The 23,361-nt window shown below is 66.0% G+C and carries 15 protein-coding genes; 10 read left to right on the forward strand and 5 right to left on the reverse strand.

Annotation, left to right across the window (positions count from 1 at the left end; all coding sequences use genetic code 11):
- Nucleotides 1-146 precede the first annotated feature (146 nt).
- Both JQX13_RS15565 and JQX13_RS15570 read right to left on the reverse strand, forming a co-directional pair.
- On the reverse strand, nucleotides 147-1,571 hold the full coding sequence (locus JQX13_RS15565; protein ID WP_203409797.1) for a family 43 glycosylhydrolase: 1,425 nt from the start codon (nucleotides 1,569-1,571) through the stop codon (nucleotides 147-149).
- Between the two features lie 23 nt (nucleotides 1,572-1,594).
- Entirely contained in the window at nucleotides 1,595-2,785 is a 1,191-nt protein-coding gene (locus JQX13_RS15570; protein ID WP_239014769.1) for a glycoside hydrolase family 43 protein, read from the reverse strand.
- 501 nt (nucleotides 2,786-3,286) lie between these two features.
- On the opposite strand from JQX13_RS15570, the gene JQX13_RS15575 reads away from it, so the two are divergent.
- A complete protein-coding gene (locus tag JQX13_RS15575; RefSeq protein ID WP_203409799.1) occupies nucleotides 3,287-4,663 on the forward strand; it encodes an iron-containing alcohol dehydrogenase in 1,377 nt (458 codons plus the stop codon).
- 7 nt (nucleotides 4,664-4,670) lie between these two features.
- On the opposite strand, the gene JQX13_RS15580 is transcribed toward JQX13_RS15575, so the two are convergent.
- The gene (locus JQX13_RS15580; RefSeq protein ID WP_203409800.1) at nucleotides 4,671-5,660 is read right to left on the reverse strand and encodes a LacI family DNA-binding transcriptional regulator; all 990 of its coding nucleotides are present in this window, start codon (nucleotides 5,658-5,660) and stop codon (nucleotides 4,671-4,673) included.
- A 297-nt stretch (nucleotides 5,661-5,957) separates the two neighbouring features.
- Between JQX13_RS15580 and JQX13_RS15585 the strand changes: the two genes are divergently transcribed.
- The 9 genes from JQX13_RS15585 (at nucleotide 5,958) to JQX13_RS15625 (ending at nucleotide 20,659) form a co-directional block, all read left to right on the forward strand.
- The gene (locus JQX13_RS15585; protein ID WP_203409801.1) at nucleotides 5,958-7,637 is read left to right on the forward strand and encodes a ribulokinase; all 1,680 of its coding nucleotides are present in this window, start codon (nucleotides 5,958-5,960) and stop codon (nucleotides 7,635-7,637) included.
- 47 nt (nucleotides 7,638-7,684) lie between these two features.
- Complete coding sequence (gene araA, locus JQX13_RS15590) at nucleotides 7,685-9,187, forward strand: L-arabinose isomerase (RefSeq protein ID WP_203409802.1); 1,503 nt, start codon at nucleotides 7,685-7,687, stop codon at nucleotides 9,185-9,187.
- Nucleotides 9,188-9,281: 94 nt separating this feature from the next.
- Nucleotides 9,282-10,253, forward strand: a complete 972-nt coding sequence (locus JQX13_RS15595) for an ABC transporter substrate-binding protein (protein ID WP_203409803.1) — start codon at nucleotides 9,282-9,284, stop codon at nucleotides 10,251-10,253.
- Between the two features lie 33 nt (nucleotides 10,254-10,286).
- Complete coding sequence (locus tag JQX13_RS15600; RefSeq protein ID WP_203409804.1) at nucleotides 10,287-11,822, forward strand: sugar ABC transporter ATP-binding protein; 1,536 nt, start codon at nucleotides 10,287-10,289, stop codon at nucleotides 11,820-11,822.
- Nucleotides 11,819-12,871 (forward strand): ABC transporter permease, encoded by a 1,053-nt coding sequence (locus JQX13_RS15605; RefSeq protein ID WP_203409805.1) that lies wholly within the window; start codon nucleotides 11,819-11,821, stop codon nucleotides 12,869-12,871. The genes JQX13_RS15600 and JQX13_RS15605 overlap by 4 nt, the downstream gene beginning before the upstream one ends.
- Nucleotides 12,871-13,983, forward strand: coding sequence for a galactofuranose ABC transporter, permease protein YjfF (gene yjfF, locus JQX13_RS15610; RefSeq protein WP_203409806.1), 1,113 nt, complete (start codon nucleotides 12,871-12,873; stop codon nucleotides 13,981-13,983). The genes JQX13_RS15605 and yjfF overlap by 1 nt, the downstream gene beginning before the upstream one ends.
- A gap of 45 nt (nucleotides 13,984-14,028) precedes the next feature.
- A complete protein-coding gene (locus JQX13_RS15615) occupies nucleotides 14,029-14,727 on the forward strand; it encodes an L-ribulose-5-phosphate 4-epimerase (RefSeq protein ID WP_203409807.1) in 699 nt (232 codons plus the stop codon).
- 89 nt (nucleotides 14,728-14,816) lie between these two features.
- Nucleotides 14,817-17,678: a beta-L-arabinofuranosidase domain-containing protein gene (locus JQX13_RS15620; RefSeq protein WP_203409808.1), complete on the forward strand. Its 2,862-nt coding sequence runs from the start codon at nucleotides 14,817-14,819 to the stop codon at nucleotides 17,676-17,678.
- Nucleotides 17,679-17,752: 74 nt separating this feature from the next.
- On the forward strand, nucleotides 17,753-20,659 hold the full coding sequence (locus JQX13_RS15625) for a LamG-like jellyroll fold domain-containing protein (RefSeq protein WP_203409809.1): 2,907 nt from the start codon (nucleotides 17,753-17,755) through the stop codon (nucleotides 20,657-20,659).
- 31 nt (nucleotides 20,660-20,690) lie between these two features.
- On the opposite strand, the gene JQX13_RS55385 is transcribed toward JQX13_RS15625, so the two are convergent.
- Both JQX13_RS55385 and JQX13_RS15630 read right to left on the reverse strand, forming a co-directional pair.
- A complete protein-coding gene (locus tag JQX13_RS55385; RefSeq protein ID WP_275424998.1) occupies nucleotides 20,691-20,822 on the reverse strand; it encodes a hypothetical protein in 132 nt (43 codons plus the stop codon).
- Nucleotides 20,823-20,843: 21 nt separating this feature from the next.
- Nucleotides 20,844-23,309 carry a discoidin domain-containing protein gene (locus JQX13_RS15630; protein ID WP_430384179.1) on the reverse strand — a complete coding sequence of 822 codons (2,466 nt, stop codon included), beginning with the start codon at nucleotides 23,307-23,309 and terminating at the stop codon, nucleotides 20,844-20,846.
- Between the last annotated feature and the right edge of the window lie 52 nt (nucleotides 23,310-23,361).

Genomic DNA, 23,361 nt, shown 5'->3' on the forward strand with positions numbered 1-23,361 from the left:
AACCGGGTGCTCGCGATGACCCGCCGTCCTGCCTCTTCGCATGGCGCGATCCCCTGCTGGGTATCAAGGTGAACGAGCCCCGCCTCCTGGAGACGGACCTGCGCCGCGAGCCCTGCCAGCCGAAGCAGCCGGAGCCTCGAGGGCCATCAATCCAGATGGAACGTCGCGTCGGACCGGTCGAGGGCGGTGGAGAGCGTCTGGACGTAGAGCAGGTGGTCGTAGTGGCGGATGTACCTGCCGGGGTAGTTGTACGACTCGAAGGACAAGCCACCGCTGTCCGCCAGACCCGCTCTCTGGTGGAAGGACGCGTCGTTCTTGAACGTGGTGGAGCCGTCGTTCTTCTCCACCCACAGCTCGAAGTTCTTGTGCCGCAGGTAATAGCCCGGGAAGTTCGCCGACTCGAACGAGACCGTGCCGGAGCCGGCGAGCCCTGGCACGAGCCTGAACTGCGAATCCCCCAGGTTGCTGACGTTCGTCTCGAGCTTCGCCCTGTACTCCCAGTGCCGGATGACGTAGCTCGGCAGGTTGTGGGACTTGAACCGGAAGGGGGTGAGCCCTTCCGCGACCGGAATCCCGAAGTTGGGGGTTCCGTCCGCGTTCCAATAGAGCTTTTGCACGCGGGTATGACGGTTCGGGTCGTAGAGGGGATCTCCGACGATCGTCTTATAGTTCCGCGCATGGTGGACGAGGATGTCGCTCTGCCCGTCCTCGGCTACGACGAAGGAGTTGTGGCCAGGGCCGTACTGGCTCGTCTTCTCGTTGCTGGTGAAGACGGGATTCGGCGACTTCGTCCAGGATGCCGGATTGAGCAGATCGCTGTTCGCGGAGGCCGTCAGCAGTCCGATGCAATAGCGGTCATCGGTCTTGCTGGCGGAGTAGGCGACGAAAATCCTTCCGTTCCGCTTGATGACCGCTGGGCCCTCGTTGACCCAGAAGCCCTGGGTCTCCCAGGTGTACTCGGGCTTCGCGATGAGGACCGCGGGCAGGGTGATGGTGGTGGGACTGCTCATCTTCGCGATGTACAGGTTGCTCTCCGGGTCCTTCTGCGCCCAGAGCATGTACCGCTGTCCGTTGTGCTCGAAGGTGGTCGCATCGAGCGAGAACGAATCCACGTGTGTGTAGACGCGGCCTTTCTCGGTCCAGGTGCCGCTCAGGGGATTGGCGCTGGCGTTCTCGAGGGCATAGATGCGGATTCTCCAGATGTCGTTGGAGGCTCCCGCCGCGAAGTAGATGTACCACTTGCCATTGATGAAGTGGATCTCCGGCGCCCAGATGTGCGCGGCCATCTCGCCGGACGCATGCTTCCTCCAGATGACCGTTTCCGAAGCGGTCGCCAGGCCTTGGATCGTCTTCGCGCGCCGCAGGATGATCCGGTCGTACTCCGGAACGGACGCGGTGAAGTAGTAATAGCCGTCGGTGTGTTTGTAGATATGGGGATCGGCCCGTTGCTGAATCAGGGGGTTCGTGTACTGCGGGGCCGCGGCTCCGGCGGTACCCGCCGTCAGCAGCAAGACCAGGGATGCGACAAATAGAGCGGGGGCGAACTGCCTGGCGAAGGATGACGGGGTCATGGGAATTCCTTCCTTTTGTCGGGTCAGGGGGAGACTTCCTTGAACGTCGCGTCCGCTATTTCGACCGAGGTGGAGATGGGATCCACCCGGAGCACGTAGTCGTAGTGTCGGATGTAGTAACCGGGCAGGTTGTATGACTCGTAGGAGTACCAGCTTGAGTTGGCCAGACCGGGAACGTCCCTGAAGGTGGCGTCCTGCTTGAACTGGCTCGTGCCGTCATTCTTCGCGAGGACGAGCAGGTAGTTGTCATGCCTCAGGAAGTAGCCGGGGAAGTTGACGGACTCGAACGAGATGGCGCCGCTGTCGGCCAGGCCGGGGACGATCCGGAACCGCGAGTCCTCGACCGGTGACACATTCGCGTCGAGGCGGGCCTGATAGTTGTAATGGCGGGCGAAGCGGGTCTGGAAGTTGAAGGACTGGAGACGCCTGATATCGCCGGGCTGCCCCGTTTCCTTCAGCACGGTGAGGTGCCGGACGAAGCCCGTGAGCGAGGGGAGCTCCTTCCTGGCCGACCAGGAGGCGAAGGTGTTGGTGGAGTCGCTGTAGTAGTACTTCCCGGCGGTGTACCCGTCGAAGAGGATCCGCCAAGTGCCATCGTCCAGCTGGTACAGGGCCGGGCCTTCCACCCAGTTTCCCCAGCCCGCCCAATCTCCGGTGCCTCGGAAGGTGTAGGGGCCGGTCAGGCTGGAGGACGTCGCGTACTCGATGTACTTGGTGGTCTCGTTCTTGGTGAACGCGTGGTAGGTGCTCCCCATCTTGACGATGAAGGTGTCGATGTAATTGGGACTCAATCCCGCCAGCGGCACGGGCGCGGACCAGGCGGACAGGGAGCTGTTCTGCGCCTTGATGACATGGGGGGTGAAGTTGCTCGTGCCCGTCGTGCGCAGGGACACGATGATGTTGACGCTGCCATCGCTGTCCTTGAACCACTCCGGCGCCCAGGTGTTCTGCAGGTTCGCGACGGGGAGCGTGACATTCCGGAGGAAGGTCCAGTTCACGCGGTCGGTGCTTCGGGCGAAGCCGATCGTGTTGCCTTCCCAGTTCGTGGTGTAGGTGACGTAGTACATCCCGTCGGTGTGCTTCAGGATGCTGGGATCCCGGATCAACCCCGACGGGGGGGTGTACGCGGGTCCCTTCATCAGCCCGTAATGGGTTCCGTTATAGGACTGGTACACATACATGTTCGATTCACTGGAGCTCGTGAATGCGCTCATGGTGTACACGCTCGTGTTCGCGTTCGCCGGGGTTGGCCGGAGCGCGAACAGTAGAAGAGCGGCCCACAAAACCGGAAGGAGGGCCAGAGGGGGGGCCCGGCATGTGAGCGCTAACATGCCGGGCCGGGAGTTGCTCACCACTTGCTTTCGACACATGGGAGTTCCTCGGGGTTGGGGTGGCGGGACATCGAGGCGAACATCAGGGCGAACGCCTCGAATCGTGTCAGGGTGAATGGACTCCGCACCGACGGTCAAGACGCTGAATCCAGATAATTCAGGCAACGCGCCGCATCATCCATGCAACGCATTGCGGCATAGACTGTCAGGCGGTGAGTGCAGCTCCCGTGCTGCTTCCCGCGCCCGTTCTGAAGCCAACATTCAGGGCGGCGCCGGTTGCGGCCGAGCGATGTCTGCCTCAACCGCTTGCCTCGGTTCGACGCCCGCCCGGCGCTTCACCAAAGTGTATGGCGCGTCGCTTCCCGCCTTGGTTAGGTTGCGCGAATGTCCACTTCATCTCTGCGAGAACTCCTCGAGCGCCTCGGTCCGGACGGGGTGCTCGCCTGTACCTGTGGGAAGCAGCACCGCATCTCGGTGAAGCAGGTCCTCGTCGGCGAGGATGCACTGCGGGAGTCGGCCGGGCTCCTCCGACGGGAGCGGGGGAGCGGTCCGGTGCTCTGGGTGCTGAGTGACGAGCACACGGAAGCCGCCGCGGCGGAGCGGTGGAAGACGGCCGTCAGCGCCAGCCGGATTGCCGCGCGCATCCTTCCCGGGGAGCCGAGGCCGGTCCCGACACTGGCGCTGGTGAATGAGCTCTCCGCCGAGGTGCGGGCGCTCTCCCCGGAGCTCCTGGTCAGCGTGGGCAGCGGTGTCATCAGCGATCTGGTGAAGAAGGTGTCCCTGGACACCGGCATACCCAACTGGTGCGTCGTGACCGCGCCCTCGGTGGATGCCTACAGCTCGGCGACCGCGGCGATCCGCATCGCGGGGTACCATCAGGCCGTCCCGGCCCGGCCTTCCGAGGTCATCGTGGGCGATCTGGAGGTGATTGGCCGGGCCCCCCGCCCGCTGTTCCTCGCGGGCCTGGGAGATCTGCTGGCCAAGTACCTGGCCCATCTCGACTGGAACCTCGCCCGGGTGGTGGCGCGCGAATCCCTCTGCGACACCATCGCCGGCCTGGCCCTCGGGTCCGCCCGGGAGGCGCTCGCGGCCGCGCGCACCTGGCAGACCCATCCCCTCGCGGCGGTTCGCTCTCTCACCGAGGCGGCGCTCGTGTCGGGGTTCGCGATGCAGGCCCTGGGCAGCTCGCGGCCGGCGGCCTCGGCCGAGCACACCCTCGCGCATTTCTGGGAAATGGCGGGCGCCGTGGCCGAGGAGGAGCACGACCTGCACGGGCTGTTGGTCGGCGCCGCGTGCCGACTCGTCCTGCCCGGCTATGCCGATTGGTACCGCCGGCTGGCGGAGGCGGAGGTGGACCTGGAGGGGAGGCTCGTGGCGCTCGAGCGTGAGCCGTCATGGGACGAGCGGTTGGAGGCGAGGATGCGCCCCTTCCGGCAGAAGATCTCGGAGGAGATGAGGGGCCGGGTGCTCGACCGCGCGACGCTGGCCCAACGCCTGGGCGCGTTTGCCCGAGCCAGGGAGTCCATTCAGGGCATGGCCGAGCCCCTGCTGAAGGAGCTCTCCGACGCGATCGACCTGCTGGCCGGTGCTGGCTTTCCCTTCTCGCTCGACGAGCTGGGGATCGACGAGCACTATCGGCTGCTGCCCGTGCGCAACGTCCGTCTGCTCCGGAATCGCTATACGACGTTCGATCTCGCGCACGAGCTGGGCCAGGAGGAGGCGCTCGTCGCCGCGATCTCTCGCGGCGTGCTGCCCGGGTGAGGCGGCCTCAGCGCCTCTTCGCCGGGGAGGTGCTCTTGCGCAGGATGAGCTGCGTCGGGACCACGACGTGCTCCCTGGTCCGCGCGGAGCCCTCGAGCTGGCCGAGCAGGAGATGGATGCAGCGCCGCCCGACCTCGGCGAAGTCCTGGCGCACCGTGGTCAGCGGCGGCGTGAAGTACGCGGCTTCGGGGATGTCGTCGAACCCGACGATGCTGATCTGCCGTGGAATCTCACGGCCGGCCTCGTGGAGCTGGCACAAGAGCCCCAGGGCCATCTGATCATTGGCCACGAAGACGGCCGTCACGTCGGGCGTCTGGACCAACTGCCGTCCGAGCTCGTAGCCGGAGTGGGCGCTCCAGTCGCCGCGGAGCAGGGGAGGCGCCGGGGCGCCGGCCTTCTTCAGCGCCGCTCGCCAACCGGCGACCCGCTGCTCGGCCTCGATCCAATCCGCTGGCCCGGCGATGTGCCAGACAGTCCGATGTCCCAGGTCGAGCAGGTGCTGCGTGGCGGCCATCGCGCCGCCGCGCTGGTCCACGGCGACCATCGGCACCGGGCTGTTGGCGCCGGCCTCGACCGTGACCACGGGAACGCCGGGTGGCAGGTGCCGCAGTGCCTCCACCGCCGTCTTTTGTGGCGCGATGACCACGACACCATCCACGCCCTGGTTGCGCAGGCGCAGCACCGCGTCGAGCACCGAGGCCCGGTTCAGCGACCGCAGGCTGGTGATGCTGATCGCGTAACCCGCCTCGTGCGCGGCCTCCTCGATGCCAATCAGGGTCGACGCGGGCCCGTAGAGCGCGGTGTCGAAGCTGACGACCCCGATGACCATCGTCCGCCCCGTGACCAGCGCCTGCGCCACCGTGTTCGGCCGGTAGTTGAGCTGCCGGATGGCGTCGAGCACGCGCTGGCGGGTGTCGCCTTTCACATGCGGGCTGTCATGCAGCACGCGGGAAACTGTTTGATGGGAGACACGAGCCAGCTTGGCGACGTCCGCCATCACGGGCGGGCGGCTCTTGCGATCTGGGGTTCTGCGTCCCGTCTGGGGTCCACTCATTTTGACAGCCTATCCTCATTGCCCTCCGCTCATGGATGCAGACATGATGCCTGTCCAGGTGGGCCGGGATGTTTGTGCGACGCGTCATGCGTTGCGCATCGCATCATGCGATACAAACGTCACGAATGTAAGCGCTTCGCTTGACGCCCCGCATGTGAGCGCTCACAATTCGCCGCCATTCCCGGGTTCGCTCGAGCCCGCTGCTCCCCCTCAATTCGGTTCACCTGGAGGTCCCTCCCCATGAAGCGCGAGGCGTTTGTCATCGGGATTGATTTTGGAACGGACTCCGTCCGGGCGGTGGTCGTTGACGCGTCGGACGGGGAGGTGGTGAGCGTGTCGGTCCAACACTATCCCCGCTGGGCGAAGGGGCTCTACTGCGAGCCGAGCGAGAACCGGTTCCGCCAACACCCCCTCGACTATCTGGAGACGATGCAGGCTTCCATCACGGAAGCGCTTGCTCGGGCGGGGAAGGACGTCGCGTCCAGGGTTCGTGGCATCGCGGCGGACACGACCGGTTCGACGCCTGTCCTCACCGACCGCCGCGGCGTGCCTCTCTCCCTCACGTCTGGGTTCCGGGAGGACCCGGATGCCATGTTCATCTTGTGGAAGGACCACACCTCGGTGGCCCAGGCGGAGCGCATCAACCAGACGGCGCGGACCTGGGGCGGCGCCGACTTCACGAAGTACGAGGGCGGCATCTACTCCAGCGAGTGGTTCTGGGCGAAGGCCCTCCGGGTCGTCGAGACCAATCCCTCCGTGGCCCAGGCCGCGGTCAGTGTCCTGGAGCTCTGTGATTGGGTTCCCGCCGTCCTGACGGGGTGTGATGATCTTGGAAAGATCAAACGCAGCCGCTGCGCCGCGGGGCACAAGGCGATGTGGCACGCCGAGTTCGGCGGGTACCCCGAGGACGCGTTCCTCGCCCGGCTCCATCCGCGCCTGGTGGAGCTCAAGGCCTCTCTCGGGCGGGAGACCTTCACCTCGGACATCCCCTTCGGCACCCTCTGCGCGGAGTGGGCGACGAAGCTCGGTCTGCCGCATGACACCGTCGTCGCCGTGGGCGCCTTCGATGCGCACATGGGCGCCGTGGGCGGAAACATCAAACCGCGCCAGTTGTTGAAGATCCTGGGGACGAGCTGCCTGGACATGGTCGTGGTGCCCAGGACGCAGGAGCCGGAGAAGCTGGTCCCGGGCATCTGCGGCCAGGTCGATGGCTCCATCATCCCGGGAATGCTCGGCTACGAGGCGGGGCAGTCCGCCTTCGGTGACGTCTATGCCTGGTTCAAGAAGCTCCTCGGCTGGCCTCTCGAGGCGATCCTCCCCGCCCTCTCCGGAGGGGACACGGCGACGAAACAGCCCCTCGCCGACGCGCTCCTGGAGCGTGTCATTCCGGAGCTCGAGCGGGCCGCGAAGGACCTCCCGTTGGAAGACAATTCCCTCCTGGCCCTGGACTGGATGAACGGGCGGAGGACGCCTGACGCGAACCAGCGCCTCAAGGGCGCCATCACGGGCATCAACCTGGGGACGGACGCTCCGCGGCTCTACCGTGCCCTGGTCGAGGCCACGGCCTTCGGCTCGCGCGCCATCGCCGAGCGCTTCAGGTCGGCGGACATCCGGCTGGACAGTGTCATCGCCATGGGCGGCGTGGCCAGGAAGAGCCCCTTCATCATGCAGACCCTGGCCGACGTGATGAACATGGACATCGCGGTCTCGGCGGGCGATCAAGCCGTGGCGGTGGGGGCGGCGATGTTCGCGGCGACCGCCGCCGGCCTCCATCCCAGGGTCGAGGCCGCGCAGGAGGCCATGTCGCCCGGCGTCGAGCGGACCTACCGGCCCGACCCGCCGCGCGCCAGGCACTACGCGTCACGTTATCAGGACTACCTCGCGCTCGGCGGCTTCGTGGAGCGGCAGCTGACGCGGTAGGCCACCATGTCCGGGCCTGGGCCAGGACGAGAAACAGGAGCAGGGTCATGATCGAGTTGAAGAAGCAGGAAGTCTGGTTCCTCACCGGAAGCCAGCATCTCTATGGTGATGCGGCGCTGGCGACGGTCGCCGCTGATTCACGGAAGATCGCCGAGTTCCTCGACGCCTCCGGGAAGCTTCCCGTCCGCGTGGTCTGGAAGCCCACGCTCACGGATCCCGAGGCGATCCTCAACGTCTGTCTGGAGGCGAACAATTCGCCGGACTGTGTCGGTGTCATCACCTGGATGCACACCTTCTCTCCGTCGAAGATGTGGATCGCCGGGCTCTCGCGCCTCCAGAAGCCTCTCGCCCACCTCCATACCCAGACGGAGCGTGAGCTCCCCTGGGACAAGATCGACATGGAGTTCATGAACCTGAACCAGTCCGCCCACGGTGACCGCGAGTTCGGGTTCATCGGCGCCCGCTTGCGGCTGGAGCGGAAGATCGTCGTTGGCTACTGGAAGGACGAGGACGTCCTGGCGAAGCTCGACGGTTGGGCGAGGGCGGCCTGCGGCCTCGCCGAGTCGCGGCGCATGAAGATCGTCCGCTTCGGCGGCATGAACATGCGGGAGGTGGCCGTCACCGGTGGTGACCGCGTCGAGGCTCAAATCCAGTTCGGCTGGTCCGTGAATGGCTTCGCCGTGGGTGACCTGGTCGGACGCATCGCCGACGTGAGCGATTCCGAGGTGGATGCGCTGATTTCGGAGTACGAGGACACGTACTCGCTCGTTCCGGCCCTCAGGAAGGGGGGCGAGCGGCGCATGGGGCTCCGCGATGCCGCGCGGCAGGAGATTGGAATGCGCGGCTTCCTCGAGGAGGGCGGCTTCAGCGCCTTCACCACCACGTTCGAGGACCTGCATGGGCTCAAGCAGCTGCCCGGCCTCGCCTGCCAGCGGCTCATGGCGCAAGGCTACGGCTTCGGGGCGGAGGGAGATTGGAAGACGGCCGCCCTCATCCGCATCATGAAGGTGATGAGCGCGGGGCGCCCCGGTGGTGTATCCTTCATGGAGGATTACACGTACCACCTGGCCAAGGGGAACGAGCTCGTCCTCGGCGCGCACATGCTCGAGGTCTGCCCGTCCATCGCGGAGGGCAAGCCCTCGCTCGAGGTCCATCCCCTCGACATCGGCGGCAAGGCCGATCCCTGCCGCCTCGTCTTCGCGGCCGGGGCCGGTCCCGCGGTCAACGCGACCCTCGTCGACATGGGCGGCCGCATGCGGATGATCGTGAACGAGCTCGACGTCGTGAAGCCCGAGAACCCGATGCCGAATCTCCCCGTGGCGCACGCCGTCTGGCGCCCCCTGCCCGACTTCAAGCGGAGCTGCGAGGCGTGGATCCTCGCGGGTGGCGCCCACCACGCCGGCTTCAGCCGCGCCATCACCGTCTCCCAGCTCCAGGACTTCGCGGGGATGGTGGGCATCGAGTTCATCCACATCGGGCGTGGGACGGAGCTCTCCACCCTCAAGAACGAGCTTCGTTGGAATGATCTCGCGTACCGGCTGTCCCGGTAGGTGAGAGCGATGTGGGCCGTGTCATGGCGGGACTGTCGCTCGTCATGGCACGGCCGTTGTCACACCCCAGACAACACGAAGTGAGAGGCGACCCATGAAGAGAGCCCTGTTCAACGTAGCGTCCGCAGTCCTTCTCATCCTTGCGTTTGGCCCGGGACTTGCCCTGGCCAAGGACAAGATAGTGCTTGGCTTCTCCCAGGTGGGTGCGGAGAGCGAGTGGCGCACGGCCAACACCCAGTCGATCAAGGATGCCGCCGCGCAGGCGGGTATCACCCTGAAGTTCTCCGACGCACAACAGAAGCAGGAGAATCAAATCAAGGCGATCCGCTCCTTCATCGCCCAGCGGGTGGATGTGATTGCCTTCTCGCCGGTGGTCGAGACGGGCTGGGAGCCTGTCCTCCGGGAGGCCAAGCGCGCCAGGATTCCCGTCATCCTGACCGACCGCGCCGTCTCCGCGAAGGACGAGTCGCTCTGGGTCACCTTCCTGGGCTCGGACTTCGTGGAGGAGGGCCGCCGCGCCGCGAAGTGGCTGGTCGACTACGCGCCGGTCAAGGAGCTGGCCGCCAAGGGTGAGGTCAACATCGTCGAGCTCCAGGGCACCGTCGGCTCCGCTCCCGCCATCGACCGCAAGAAGGGCTTCGAGGAGGTCCTGAAGGGCCATCCGAAGTTCAAGATCATCCGCTCGCAGACCGGCGACTTCACCCGTGCGAAGGGCAAGGAGGTCATGGAGGCGTTCCTCAAGGCCGAGGGCAAGAAGATCAACGTCCTCTACGCGCACAACGACGACATGGCCATTGGCGCCATCCAGGCCATCGAGGAGGCGGGCCTGCGGCCCGGCAAGGACATCGTCATCGTGTCCATCGACGCGGTGAAGGGCGCCTTCGAGGCGATGATGGCCGGCAAGCTGAACTGCACGGTGGAGTGCAGCCCGCTGCTGGGGCCGCAGCTGATGAGCCTCGTGAAGGACGTGGTGGCCGGCAAGTCGGTGCCCCGGCGCATCGTCACGGAGGAGGGCGTGTTCCCGCAGGAGGTCGCCGCCAAGGAGTTCCCGAACCGGAAGTACTGAAACCCAGGCCTTGTGCGTGGAGGAGAGGGGTCCATGACTGAAGCCGTTCCGGTGCTCGAAGTGAAGGGAATCTCGAAGCGCTTCTCCGGTGTCCAGGCTCTCCGGGGGGTCGACTTCCGCCTCCTGCCGGGCGAGGTCCACGCGGTGATGGGCCAGAATGGCGCGGGCAAGTCGACGTTGATCAAGATCCTCACGGGCGTCCATCGCCCGGACGCGGGACGCATCCTCCTCCAGGGGGGCGAAATCAAGCCCAGGAGCCCGAGCGAGGCCCGGAAGCTTGGGATCAGCACGGTCTACCAGGAGGTGAACCTCTGCCCGAACCTGTCGGTCGCCGAGAACATCTGCCTCGGGCATGACCCCTCCGAGGCCTTCGCCATCCGGTGGAAGCAGATGAACCGGAAGGCGGAGGCCCTCCTGGCGGACCTCAACATCCACATCGACGTCACCGCTCCGCTCTCCGCCTATTCGATCGCGGTGCAGCAGGTGTGCGCCATCGCCCGCGCGCTGAGCACGCAGGCGAAGATCCTCATCCTCGACGAGCCGACCTCGAGCCTCGCCGAGGATGAGGTGAAGATGCTCCTGTCGGTCATGAGGAAGCTCAAGGCCCAGGGGATGGCCATCCTCTTCGTCACCCACTTCCTGGATCAGATCTTCGAGATCTCCGACCGCATCACGATCCTCAGGAACGGCGAGCTCGTCGGCGAATACCCCGTCACCGAGTTGTCGCGCATCGAGCTGGTGACCCGGATGGTCGGCCGCGAGGTCGCCGAGGCAGGTCCGAGCAGGGCCAAGAGCGTCCGCCTCCCGTCGGCGGAGGTGGCCCAGGGCGAGGAGGCCGAGGCGCCCTTCCTCAGCGCGGAGGGACTTGGACGAAGGGGCTCGGTCCAGGACGTGGGCCTGGAGGTGAAGCGGGGCAAGGCCCTGGGCATGGGAGGTCTCCTGGGCTCGGGGCGGACGGAGATCGCCCGGCTGCTCTTCGGCATCGACCGGGCCGAGGAGGGCTCCATCAAGATCGAGGGGAAGTCGGCGCAGCTCTCCTCGCCCCTGAAGGCCATCCAGCACGGCATCGGCTTCTGCCCGGAGGACCGTAAGCACGAGGGCATCGTGGGCGAGCTGTCGATCCGCGAGAACATGGTGCTCGCCCTGCAGGCGAAGCGGGGCATCTTCCGTACGCTCTCCCGGAAGCAGCAGGACGAGCTCGCGGAAACCTATATCAAGGCCCTCGGCATCAAGACCCCCGATGCGGAGAAGCCCATTTCCCAGCTCTCGGGCGGAAACCAGCAGAAGGTGCTCCTGGCGCGCTGGCTGGCCACCGACCCGCGAATGCTCATCCTCGACGAGCCGACCCGCGGCATCGACGTGGCGGCGAAGCTCGAGATCATGGAGAAGGTCATGGAGCTGTGTGACAAGGGGATGGCCATCCTCTTCATCTCCTCGGAAATCGAAGAGGTCCTCTGCTACTCGGACCGCATCGCGGTCATGCGCGACCGCCGCAAGGTGGGCGAAATCGAGGCGGGCGAGGCGGACGAGAGCACGGTGTTCAAGATCATCGCGGGAGGTCAGGCATGAGCGTCTCGACGTCCGAGCTCGTGCGGGGTCTGGCCAAGAAGCGGGTCTTCTGGCCGCTGGTCACCCTGGCCCTGCTCCTGCTGTTCAACCTGGCCTTCAATCCGCACTTCTTCTCCATCACCATCCGGGAGGGGCACCTCTACGGAAGTTTGATCGACATCCTCAACCGTGCCGCCCCCCTGATGATCGTCGCCATGGGGCTGACGTTGGTGATCGCCACACACGGCATCGATATTTCCGTGGGGGCGGTGGTGGCCATCGCTGGGGCGGTGGCGGCGACGATGATTGGCGGCCAGCTGGACCTGAGCGGCGGAGCGCAGGACGCGACCCGGTATCCCCTGGTGCTCGTCATCATCGTCACACTGGCCGTGGCGATGCTCTTCGGGATGTGGAACGGCATGCTGATCTCCTTCTTCGGCATGCAGCCCATCATCGCCACGTTGATCCTCCTCGTGATGGGGCGCGGCGTGGCCCAGCTCATCACCGAGGGCCAGATCATCACCATCTACTACACCCCCTATTTCTTCATCGGGAATGGCTTCCTCGCGGGGCTCCCGTTCTCGCTCTTCATCGTGGCCGCCGTGTTGGCGCTGCTCCTGCTGCTCACCCGGAAGACCGCGCTGGGCCTCTTCATCGAGGCGGTCGGCCTCAACCCCGTCGCCGCCCGCTTCGCGGGAGTCCGCGCGCGCGCCATCACCTTCTGGGCCTATGCCTTCAGTGGCCTGTGCGCGGGGATCGCGGGGTTGATCGTCAGCTCGAACGTCAAGAGCGCGGACGGCAACAACGCGGGACTGCTCTTCGAACTGGACGCCATCCTCGCGGTGGTCCTGGGTGGAACCGCGCTCAACGGCGGCCGTTTCACGCTGGTGGGCAGTGTGTTGGGCGCCCTCATCATCCAGACGCTCACCACGACCATCTACTCCGTCGGCGTGCCGCCCGAGGTGACGCTCGTCGTGAAGGCGGTCGTCGTCTTCCTCGTCAGCATCCTGCAGTCCGACAAGGTGCGCAATCGCATCGCCACGCTGGGCAAGCTTCGGGAGGCACTGTGATGGACAATGGCAACACCGCTGCTTCCGCCGCGGCACTCCCCGCCCTGACGCCGGCGCATTCGAGGCCCCGCCTGGATCCGCGTTACCTGCCGCTCGTGGTCACCCTGGGGCTCTTCGTGGCGATGTTCGGGGCGGGCTCGGTCGCGTTCGAGGGCTTCTTCTCGCTCCAGGTCTTCCTCAACCTCTTCGTCGACAACGCCTTCCTGTTGATCGCCGCGATCGGGATGACCTTCGTCATCATCTCCGGAGGCATCGATCTCTCGGTGGGCTCGGTGATCGCGCTGACGACCATGGTCCTGGCGACCCTGGTCGAGAACCGGGGCTGGAGCCCCGCGCTGGTCATTCCGTTGGTCCTGCTGATGGGGGCGGCCATCGGCCTGGTCCACGGGGTCGTCATCCAATACTTCGAAGTCCAGCCCTTCATCGTCACGCTGGCGGGCATGTTCCTCGCGCGAGGGCTTTGCTACCTCATCAGCATCGACTCGATTTCCATCACGAATCCGTTCTTCAGCGATATCTCCGCGGTTCAAATCCCGCTGCCATTCGATACCTCCATCTCCGTCAACGTCGTCATGGCGCTGGGGATGTTGGTGGTGGCGATCTACCTCGCTCACTACACGCGCTTCGGGAGGACCCTCTATGCGATTGGCGGGAGCGAACAGTCCGCCCTGCTGATGGGCCTTCCGGTGGCGAGGACGAAGATCCTCACCTACACGTTCAGCGGCTTCTGCTCCGCCCTGGCGGGAATCGCCTTCACCTTCTACATGCTGTCCGGGTACGGGCTGCACGCGCAGGGAATGGAGATGGACGCCATCGCGGCGGCGGTGGTCGGTGGAACCCTGCTCACCGGGGGCTCGGGCTATGTCGTGGGCACCCTGGTCGGCGTGCTGATCTACGGCACCATCCAGACCCTCATCATGTTCGAGGGCAGTCTCAGCTCCTGGTGGACGAAGATCGTCATTGGTCTGTTGTTGCTCGTCTTCTGTCTGTTGCAGAAGGCGCTGGCGCGTGGTCCCCGGAGCAAGGGGCCCATCCCCGCGACCCGGGAGGTCAACGGGCAGCAGCTCCCCGCGTCCGCGTCCACCGAGCGGACGGCCCATGCCGGCGGGTAGGCCGCGAACACTCTCGAGCACAGCTCTGAACCGCAGCGAGGTCTCATGGAATCGAAATACCGTGAATTGAAGGAACGAGCCTGGGCCGCGAACATGGAGATCCCCCGGCGCGGGCTCGCCATCTACACCTTCGGAAATGTCTCCGCCCTGGATGCCGGGGCGGGCGTCTTCGCCATCAAGCCGAGCGGGGTCGCCTACGAGAAGCTCCAGGTGGACGACATGGTGGTGGTCGATCTCGAGGGGAGGATCGTCGAGGGCACGCTCCGCCCCTCCTCCGACACGAGGACCCATGTCGTCCTGTACCGGAACCTGAAGGGCCTCGGGGGCATCGTCCACACCCACTCGACCTACGCCACGGGCTGGGCCCAGGCCTGCATGCCCATTCCCATCTACGGGACGACCCACGCGGACCACCTGGCCGAAGACGTCCCCTGCACGGCGCTCATGTCCGACGAGGCGGTGGGACGCGACTACGAGACGGAGACCGGGAACCAGATTCTGGAGTGTTTCCGGAACCGCAATCCGTTGCATACCCCCATGGTCCTGGTGGCCGGGCACGCGCCCTTCGCCTGGGGTGAGACCGCCGAGAAGGCGGTCTACAACGCCGCCGTCCTGGAGGAGCTCGCGAAGATGGCGTTCATCACCCGCGGCCTCTCTCCCGACGCGGCCCGCCTCTCCGACCGCCTCATCCGCAAGCACTTCGAGAGGAAGCACGGCCAGAACGCGTACTACGGCCAGAAATAGTCTCTCAGCCGGCTCCTGGCCGCTGGCTTCTTCTTTTTTGCTTCCGAATGTGAACGTTAACATCCCTTCTGTCCCGAGAGAGGGGCCCGATGAAATCCGATACCTCCTGGCGTTCGACGTGGCGGATTGATCGCCGTAGCGTGCTTCGTTACACGGCCTGGGCAGGGGTGGCCGCGGGCCTTGGCGCATTCAGGAGCAGGGCGGCGGGTGCCGTGCCGGCGCTGTCCCAGGGCATGTCGATGCCGCCGACCACCGAGAGGCTGCTTCCCTTTCCCCTGGCGAACGTCGCGCTGGCGGATGGGGTCTTCTCACGCAAGCGCGACCTGATGCTCGACTACGGGCGGGGATACGACGTCAACCGCCTGCTCTCGGTGTTTCGTGCGAATGCCGGGCTGGATCCCGGGCGGGCGGTGGCTCCCGGGGGGTGGGAAGGGCTCGATGGCGAAGCGAATGGCAACCTGCGCGGCCACTATGGAGGCCACTTCCTCTCGATGCTCGCCCAGGCCTACGCGAGTACCGGCGAGGCGGTCTTCAATGACAAGCTCACCGCGATGGTGGCGGGTCTTCACGCGTGCCGGGAGGCATTGGCACGGACGAACCCCTGGGTCCTCAGCGTGCCCGGTCGGTTTGGCGGGGCCATCGAGAATGTTCGCGGTTCCTATCAGTACGTCACGCTACCGCCCGCGGCGGTCGGGACAGCGGACCAACTGACCCTGTCGATGTGGGTCCGCCCCACTCGCTCCGACGCATGGGCGAGGCTCTTCGATGCCGGCAACGACACGACGAGGTACTTCTACCTGGCCCAGCGCAACGGCAGTGGCGTTCCGCGCTTCGCCATCACCACCAGCGGGGCCGGCGGCGAGCAGGCAGTCAATGGGAGCGCGCCACTGCCGCTCGACACCTGGAGCCACATCGCCGTCACCTTGGATGGACACGCGGCGCATCTGTACGTCAACGGTGTCCTGGTGGGCTCCAACAGCGCGGTGAGCCTCACCCCCGCGGCGCTGGGAACCCTGCGGGACTACTGGATCGGCAGGTCGCACTACGGCGCCGACCCGCTCTACGTCGGAGGTATCGACGAGCTCAACCTCTACAGCCGGGCGCTCTCGGCCGAAGAGGTGGCCGAGCTGCAGTGGGCTCCAGCGGCCTCGGGTCCCGTCGGTCGCGGCGACCTGGCGTCGTACGACTTCGATGACACCGACACGGCGACGATCGCGGACTCCTCCGGGGCAGGCCGCCACGCGGGCCTACGGCGTACCTGGGGCGCCCCCAGTCATCCCGGTTTCCTCGCGGCGTATCCGGAGACGCAGTTCATCACCCTCGAGTCCATGACGGCCAGCAACTACCAGGTCGTGTGGGCGCCCTATTACACCGCGCACAAGATACTCAAAGGTCTGGTCGACGCACATCTCAACAGCGATGACGCCGGCACCCGGGCGAAGGCATTGGAGCTCGCGTCTGGCCTCTGCGATTGGATGCACTCCCGGCTGAGCCGCCTGAGCCAGGCGGTTCGCCAGCGCATGTGGAGCCTCTTCTCGAGTGGCGAGTTCGGAGGCATCGTCGAGGCCATCGTCGACACCTACTCCCTCACCGGGAAGCGGGAGCACCTGGAACTGGCCGGCTTCTTCCAGCTGAGCTCACTCATCGACGCCTGCGCGAGCAACACCGACATCCTGAACGGGCTGCATGCGAACCAGCACATCCCGATCTTCAACGGCCTCGTCCGGCTCTACGACGAGACAGGAGAGGAGCGCTACCTCACGGCGGCCCGGAATTTCTGGCCGATGGTGGCCGAGCACAGGACCTACAGCATCGGTGGGACCAGCGATGGCGAGTTCTGGAAGGCCCGGGACGCGATCGCCAGCACCCTCACCTCGGTCAATGCCGAGACCTGCTGTGCCCACAACATGCTGAAGCTCTCGCGCCTGCTCTTCTTTCACGAGCAGGATCCGCGCTACATGGAGTTCTACGAGCGCACCTTGTTCAACCAGATCCTGGGGTCGAAACAGGACAAGGCCGACTCGGAGTACCCCCTGGTCACCTACTTCATCGGCCTGGCCGCGGGGTCACAACGAGACTTCACTCCCAAGTCCGGCACCACCTGCTGCGAGGGCACCGGCATGGAGAGTGCCACGAAGTATCAGGACTCGGTCTACTTCCGGACCGCGGGCGACGATGCCCTCTATGTCAATCTCTTCAGCCCCTCGGTGCTGCGCTGGGACACGAAGGGCATCACCGTGACCCAGACGACGGGCTTCCCGGTCGAGCAGGGGACCACACTGACCATCGTTGGCTCTGGTGGGTTCTCGCTCCGGCTCCGCAGGCCCGCCTGGGCGACCACGGGCTACAGGGTGCGTGTCAACGGCACGGTCGTCGACACGTCCGCGACCCGCCCCGGCTCGTATCACTCGATCGACAGGGTCTGGTCCGACGGGGACACCGTGACGGTCGACATGCCGTTCAGCTTCCGGGTCGAGGCCACTCCTGACGACCCGGACCTGCGGGCGGTCTTCTACGGCCCCATCCATCTGGTGGCCCGGGCTGCGTCCACGACGACGCTGTCCTTTTCGTTGGACCGGCTCACCCGGCTGTCTGGGGATCTCGTGGATGCATTCGCGCCGGTGGCCGGAAAGGCACTCCACTTCACCGTGGGCGATACGGAATTCGTGCCGTTCCTGGAGGGAACGACCGATCCGTTCCACTCATACGTCAAGAACGTCACACCGACCGTCGTGTTCGCCGGCCTCGACAGCGGTGTCGGCAACGTGCGGGGGGCGGATGGGCTGCGGCTGCTGGATGCGGTCTGGCGAAACGCGCCGTTTGCCTCGAAGGGAGACTGGGTCGAGCACGTCAGACAGACCTCGGCGGCATGGCTCGCCGGCGGCTTCATCAGCAATGCGGACCACCAGAAACTCCTGACGACGGCGGGCAGGGCGCGGGTGTTGCCATGACGCTGGGGGCTGCCAGGGCGGCCGGAACCCTGTCCGGCGGGTCGAAGCGGCCGGCATTCAAGAAAGGTGGCGTCATGATACGGAACGAGGCTCGCTCCACCCTTGCGTCGGTGACATCGGTTCTGCTCGGCACAATGCTGTTCGGTTGCAAGGCAGAGCCTCCCGCGGCGGAACCGGACCCGAGACTCGTCGTCCACTACGCCCTCAACGAGACCTCCGGCACCGTCGCAACCGACAGCTCCGGCAATGGCCGCGACGGCACCGTCAGTGGAGGGGCCGCCTGGCAGGGCAGCGAGGGGTTGGCGCTCGACGGTGTCGACGACTTCGTCCAGCTCCCGAATGACGTTCTCGGCGGATTGACCTCCATCACCGTGAGCACGGAGGTCCTCATCAAGCCGGCTCAGACCACGCCGTACCTCATCTGGGGGCTCGGGAACCCGGTCACGGGCTCCCAGGGAACCGGCTACCTGTCGACCACGGGCAATGACTACCGCACGGCGATCACCGGCTCGAACCAGGTGGGAGAGCAGGACGCGAACAGCCATGTCGCTCTCGCTCGCGGCGTGTGGAAGACGTTGACCTATACGCTGTCCGGTGGTGTCGCGACGCTCTACCTCGATGGAGAGCAGGTCGCCCAGCGCACCGGGGTCTCCGTCACGCCCGCGAGCATCGGCGGCGGTACGACGACGGCCAACTACATCGGGCGCTCGGTGTACGCGAGCGATGCGTACCTCCTCGGCAACGTCCGCGACTTTCGCATCTACGACGCGGCGCTGAGCGCGGCCGATGTGGCGGGACTCGTCGCGAGCGAGCAGACACGGGTCGACCGGGATGCCGCCGCGCTCACGCTCGGAGACCTCTCGGCCGTCGAGAGCAGCCTGATCCTTCCCCTGTCCGGGCCGAATGGCGCGGCGATCACCTGGACGTCGAGTGACCCGGATGTGCTCAGTGCCTCGGGTGACGTCACGCGGCCGGACGTCGGCGAAGGAAACGCGACCATCACCCTGTCCGCCACCCTCACGCGGGGAGCCGCGAGCACTCGCAGGGACTTCACCGTCACGGTGCTCGCGCTTCCGGGTGACCAGGGCCTCGTCGACGCCGCCGCCGCGGCGCTCCGGGTGGTCAACGTCGACGACGTGCGCGGCAATCTCACGTTGCCCACGACACAGGATGGAATTCCGGTGTCCTGGCGGAGCTCCGACCCTTCGATCGTGTCGGCCACCGGTGAGGTCCACCGGCAGACGGCTGACACCCAGGTGCGCCTCACGGCCACGCTCGTCCACAACGGGGCGAGGGCCCAGCGCGTGTTCACCGCGACCGTACGGGCCGCCGTCAAGCTGGCTCCCTTCGAGGGGTATGCCTTCGCGTACTTCACGGGCAGCTCGCTCGCGGGGGAGAACATCTTCTTCGCGGCGAGCCAGGGCAATGACGCTCTACGGTGGACGGAGCTCCATGGCGGGCTTCCGGTCTTCACCTCGAGCTTCGGCACGAAGGGCCTCCGAGACCCGTTCATCGTGCGCTCACCCGAGGGAGACACGTTCTACCTGATCGCCACGGACCTCTCGATCGGGAGCGGCACGTCGTGGGATGCGGCCCAGCGCACGGGGAGCAAGTACATCGAGGTCTGGGAGTCTCACGACCTCGTCACCTGGTCGGAGCAACGCCACGTCAAGGTGTCTCCCGATACGGCAGGCAACACCTGGGCGCCGGAGGCGTACTACGACGAGAGCATCGGCGCCTACGTGGTGTTCTGGGCATCGAAGCTCTACGACCCGAGCGATACGAATCACACGGGAACGTCCTACAACCGGATGTTGTACGCCACGACCCGGGACTTCGTGACCTTCAGCGAGCCTCGCCTGTGGCAGGACCCCGGTATGTCCGTCATCGATTCGACCGTCCTCAAGGAGGGAGAGACGTACTACCGGTTCACGAAGGACGAGGGGCGCTCGACGGGCTGCAGTGACATCATCCAGGAGAAGTCGACCGACCTCCGCGCCTTCTCGCCGTCGGCGGCCTGGACGACCATCGCCAGTTGCATCGGGCGCGGCGCGGGGACTGGCGCCGTGGAAGGTCCGACCGCTTTCAAGGCGAACCCTGGAGACGTGAACGGAGCGGCCTACTACCTCTTCGTCGACGAGTACTCGGGCCGCGGCTACATCCCGCTCGCGACGAGTGACATCTCGCAGCCGGCGTGGGTGGTCCCCGACGACTACGACCTGCCGGCGAGCCCTCGCCATGGCACCGTCATCCCGGTCACTCGCGCGGAGTTGGAGGCGCTGACCGCTGGCGTCCCGGAGCCCGCGCCGGTCAACGCGGCTGGAGAGATCCTGCGCTACAACTTCGAGGACGGCGCGGGCAGCGTGCTTCACGATGTCTCGGGCAATGGCCAGGATGGCACGATCGTCGGTGGCGCAACGTGGCAGGCGAGTGGCGCCCTCCGGTTCGACGGCGTCGACGATTACGTGAAGATGCCGCGGAACCTTCTCGCGGGCGTCACGGATGTGACGGTGGAAGCCGAGGTCTACCTGGATGCCTCACAATCGGGCGCGTACTTCGTGTATGGCCTCGGCAACACGGACGCCGCTGGTGCTGGCAAGGGCTACCTCTTCGCAACCGGCAACTCCGTCTACCGGGCGAGCATCACGACCGGCAACTACCAGACCGAGCAGACCGCGGCGAGCAGCGCCCCGCTGCCGCGCGAGCAGTGGGTGCACCTCGTGTACACGCTCGAGGGCTCGACGGCGACCCTCTACCTGAATGGCCAGGTGGTCGCGGTCAAGACCGGTGTGACGATAGAGCCCGGCGACATCGGCGGCGGCATGACGGTGTCCAACTACCTGGGCAGGTCGTTGTACAACGCCGACAAGTACTTCGTCGGCCAGTACCGTGAATTCGCGCTCTATAACCGGGCGCTGAGCGCGTCCGAGGTGCTGGTGCTGTCCGGTAACAAGACGGCCGTCGCGAATGCCAGCCGATAGACGACACCCGCTCGGAGAACTACCGCGTCGGCTACGCGGCGGCCACGAGCATCCACGGTCCCTGGACGTACCCGGTGTCGCCAACGCTCGAGAGCGCCGAGCCCGAGACGGACATGGGCCCATGCGCCGAAGACTTCCCCTCTCCCGGGGGGAGAGGGTGCATCCGTCATTTCCCTGAGGAGGATTAGTTGTACACGTTGAACTCGCGCATGGACCACCAGGACGAGTTCGTGCCGGTCTGCACCACCTTGATGTAGCGGGCGGAGCGCGCCGTGAAGCTCACGGTGATGACCGGTCCGGTGCCCGTTCCGGTGGCGATCGCCGTGCCCCAGTTCGTTCCGTCGTTCGACACGAACACCTGATAGCCACGGGCATAGTCCCCGTCGCTGCCGGTGGAATCCATGGTGATCTTGTTGAAGGTCTTCGTGGCCTTCATGTCGATGGTGAGCGACTGGCCATTGGCCATCGGCGTTCCCGTGGTCCAACGCGTGGACATGCTGCCGTCCAGCAGGTTCGACGCGGGCTCGCTGCTCGACGGCGACGAGCTGGCCGTCCAGCCGGTCCGCGACAGCGCCGCTCCCGTGTTGCCGCTCGGCGTGGTGACGCTGACGGTGCTGCTGGCCGCCGAGGCGTTGCCGGCCGCGTCCCTCGCCCTCACCGTGTAGCTGTAGGGCGTCGAGGGCGACAGACCCGAGTCGGTGTACGAGGTCGTCGACGTGGAGCCGATGATGATGCCGAAGCGGTAGATGTCATAGGCGGTGACGCCCACGTTGTCCGTCGAGGCGGTCCAGCTCAGGGTGACCTGGCTGCTCGTCGCCGACGCGACCGTCAGGTTGGCCGGCACGGTCGGCGCCTGGGTATCGCCCGTGGAAGGCGTCCCCGTCCCCGCGTACTCGGTGACGGTCTGCCGCATGGCCTCGGCGGGAGAGTTCGCGTAGACCCGGCCACCGAGCCCGTTGATGACGTGGGTGATTTCACTGCCGGCGGTGCCGTTGAGCCAGATGGTCGTCATGTGGTGGAACTTGATGCCCTGCACATTGGGCGCCTCGATCGCGTTCTCCGACTTCACGGCCGCGTCCCGGAAGTACGAATACACGCCCAGGCCCCACGCCTCGTGGCTCGTCACCGTGTCGGCGACCTTGTATGAGGCGAAGCCGTTCACCGTGCCATTCTTGCTCATCCATGACGCCTGGTTGGGGACGTCATAGGGAATCTCGGACTGGTAGAAGTACACCCGGCCGCCATTGCCGTTCCACAGCGTCTGGTACTCGTTGTGGTGCTCGTTGAAGAGGCCGTAGATGGTGACGTTGTTGCCATTGACGACGAGGCCGTTCTTGGTCGGGTTGGTCGTCCACGCGGCTCCCTCTCCGTGGTCCGCGCGCCACAGCCAGAGCTGATCGCCGATGACGTTGTGGCTGTTGATCTTGATGCCCACGTCATTCCGGCCGGCGAAGGCGCCACCGGTCCGGACGGTGAGGTCGTAGAGGAAGGTGGGGTTGGCCGAGTGGTCCCTCGAGCTGCCCGTGGGACCGACCTCCAGGATGGAAGGCGAGTTGACCGTACCGGCCTCGAGGAGCAGACCGCCGAGCTTCACGCCGTCCACGTCGGCGACCGAGATGGTCGGCTGTCCGCTGGTCGGAATCAGCGTGGGGAGGCCGATGCCCAGGACGATGGTGTTGGCATTGTTGACGCGCAGCGTGTCGTTCAGCCGGTAGATGCCGGGGGTGAACAAGAGGTGCTTGCCCTGGCTCAGCGCGTTGTTGAGGCTGGCCGCGCTGTCCGTCTCCGGCCGCGCGACGTAGAACTGATCAATGGAGATGGACTGACCCGGGGTGGGGCCATTGGCCCAGCTCACGCCCTGGGTATTGGTCTGCAGGGCCGGGACGAACACGTTGTACTGGCCGGCGCTGTTGACATAGAGGTAGGGCTTCTCCCGGATGATGGGCGTCTTCTCGATGACCGTATAGGGCGGCTCCGGGAACTGTCCCGTCGGCGCGTTGTTGACACCCACGAAGACCATGTTCCAGACGGCGTTGCCCCAGCTGGCCCACTTGCTGTTGCGCGAGAGCCATTGCTGCTGCGACGCGGGAACGACCTGACCGTCCACGACGGAGTCGGCGAGGAATCCGCCGCTGGCCCAGCCGGCGTTCCAGTTCGAGTCGAAGTCGAACAGGTGCAACTCACCCTTGATGTGCAGACGCCGCAGGGGGGCCGCCTGGGAGACGGCGATCCGTGTCTGGCCATTCGACGGGGTGACCGCGAAGTTCTCGAGCGCCCGCCAGAAGTTGCAGGTGGCGTTGGCGTTCGGCATCCAGGCGGCATTGACGTTCACGCCGCCGTTGATGTTCACGTCGTCGGGGTTCTGCCCCAGACCGGCGACGTGGGTATAGAAGCCCACCTTGAAGTCGACGGCATACGAGCCCGGCTTGAAGAGCAGGGCATAGCGCTCCTCGCCGAACTGATTGGCCTCCTGCTGGGCGAAGATGGAGTTGGCGAGCGCGTTGATGTCGGAGGCCGCCATGGTCGGATCGAAGACATAGACCCGGGGACCGAAGAGGGTGGTGTTCGCCTGCGAAATGGGTGTTGCCGCGAGGGATACACCCGGAATCAGTGAGCCGATACCGCCTGCCACGGTGGCAATCACGGACATCGTCGATGCGACTCTTCTGAGCATTGCATGTCCTTCCAGGGGGGAGCGCTCG

The sequence above is a fragment of the Archangium violaceum genome (assembly GCF_016859125.1).
In the GTDB taxonomy this organism is placed as follows: Bacteria; Myxococcota; Myxococcia; order Myxococcales; family Myxococcaceae; genus Archangium; species Archangium violaceum_A.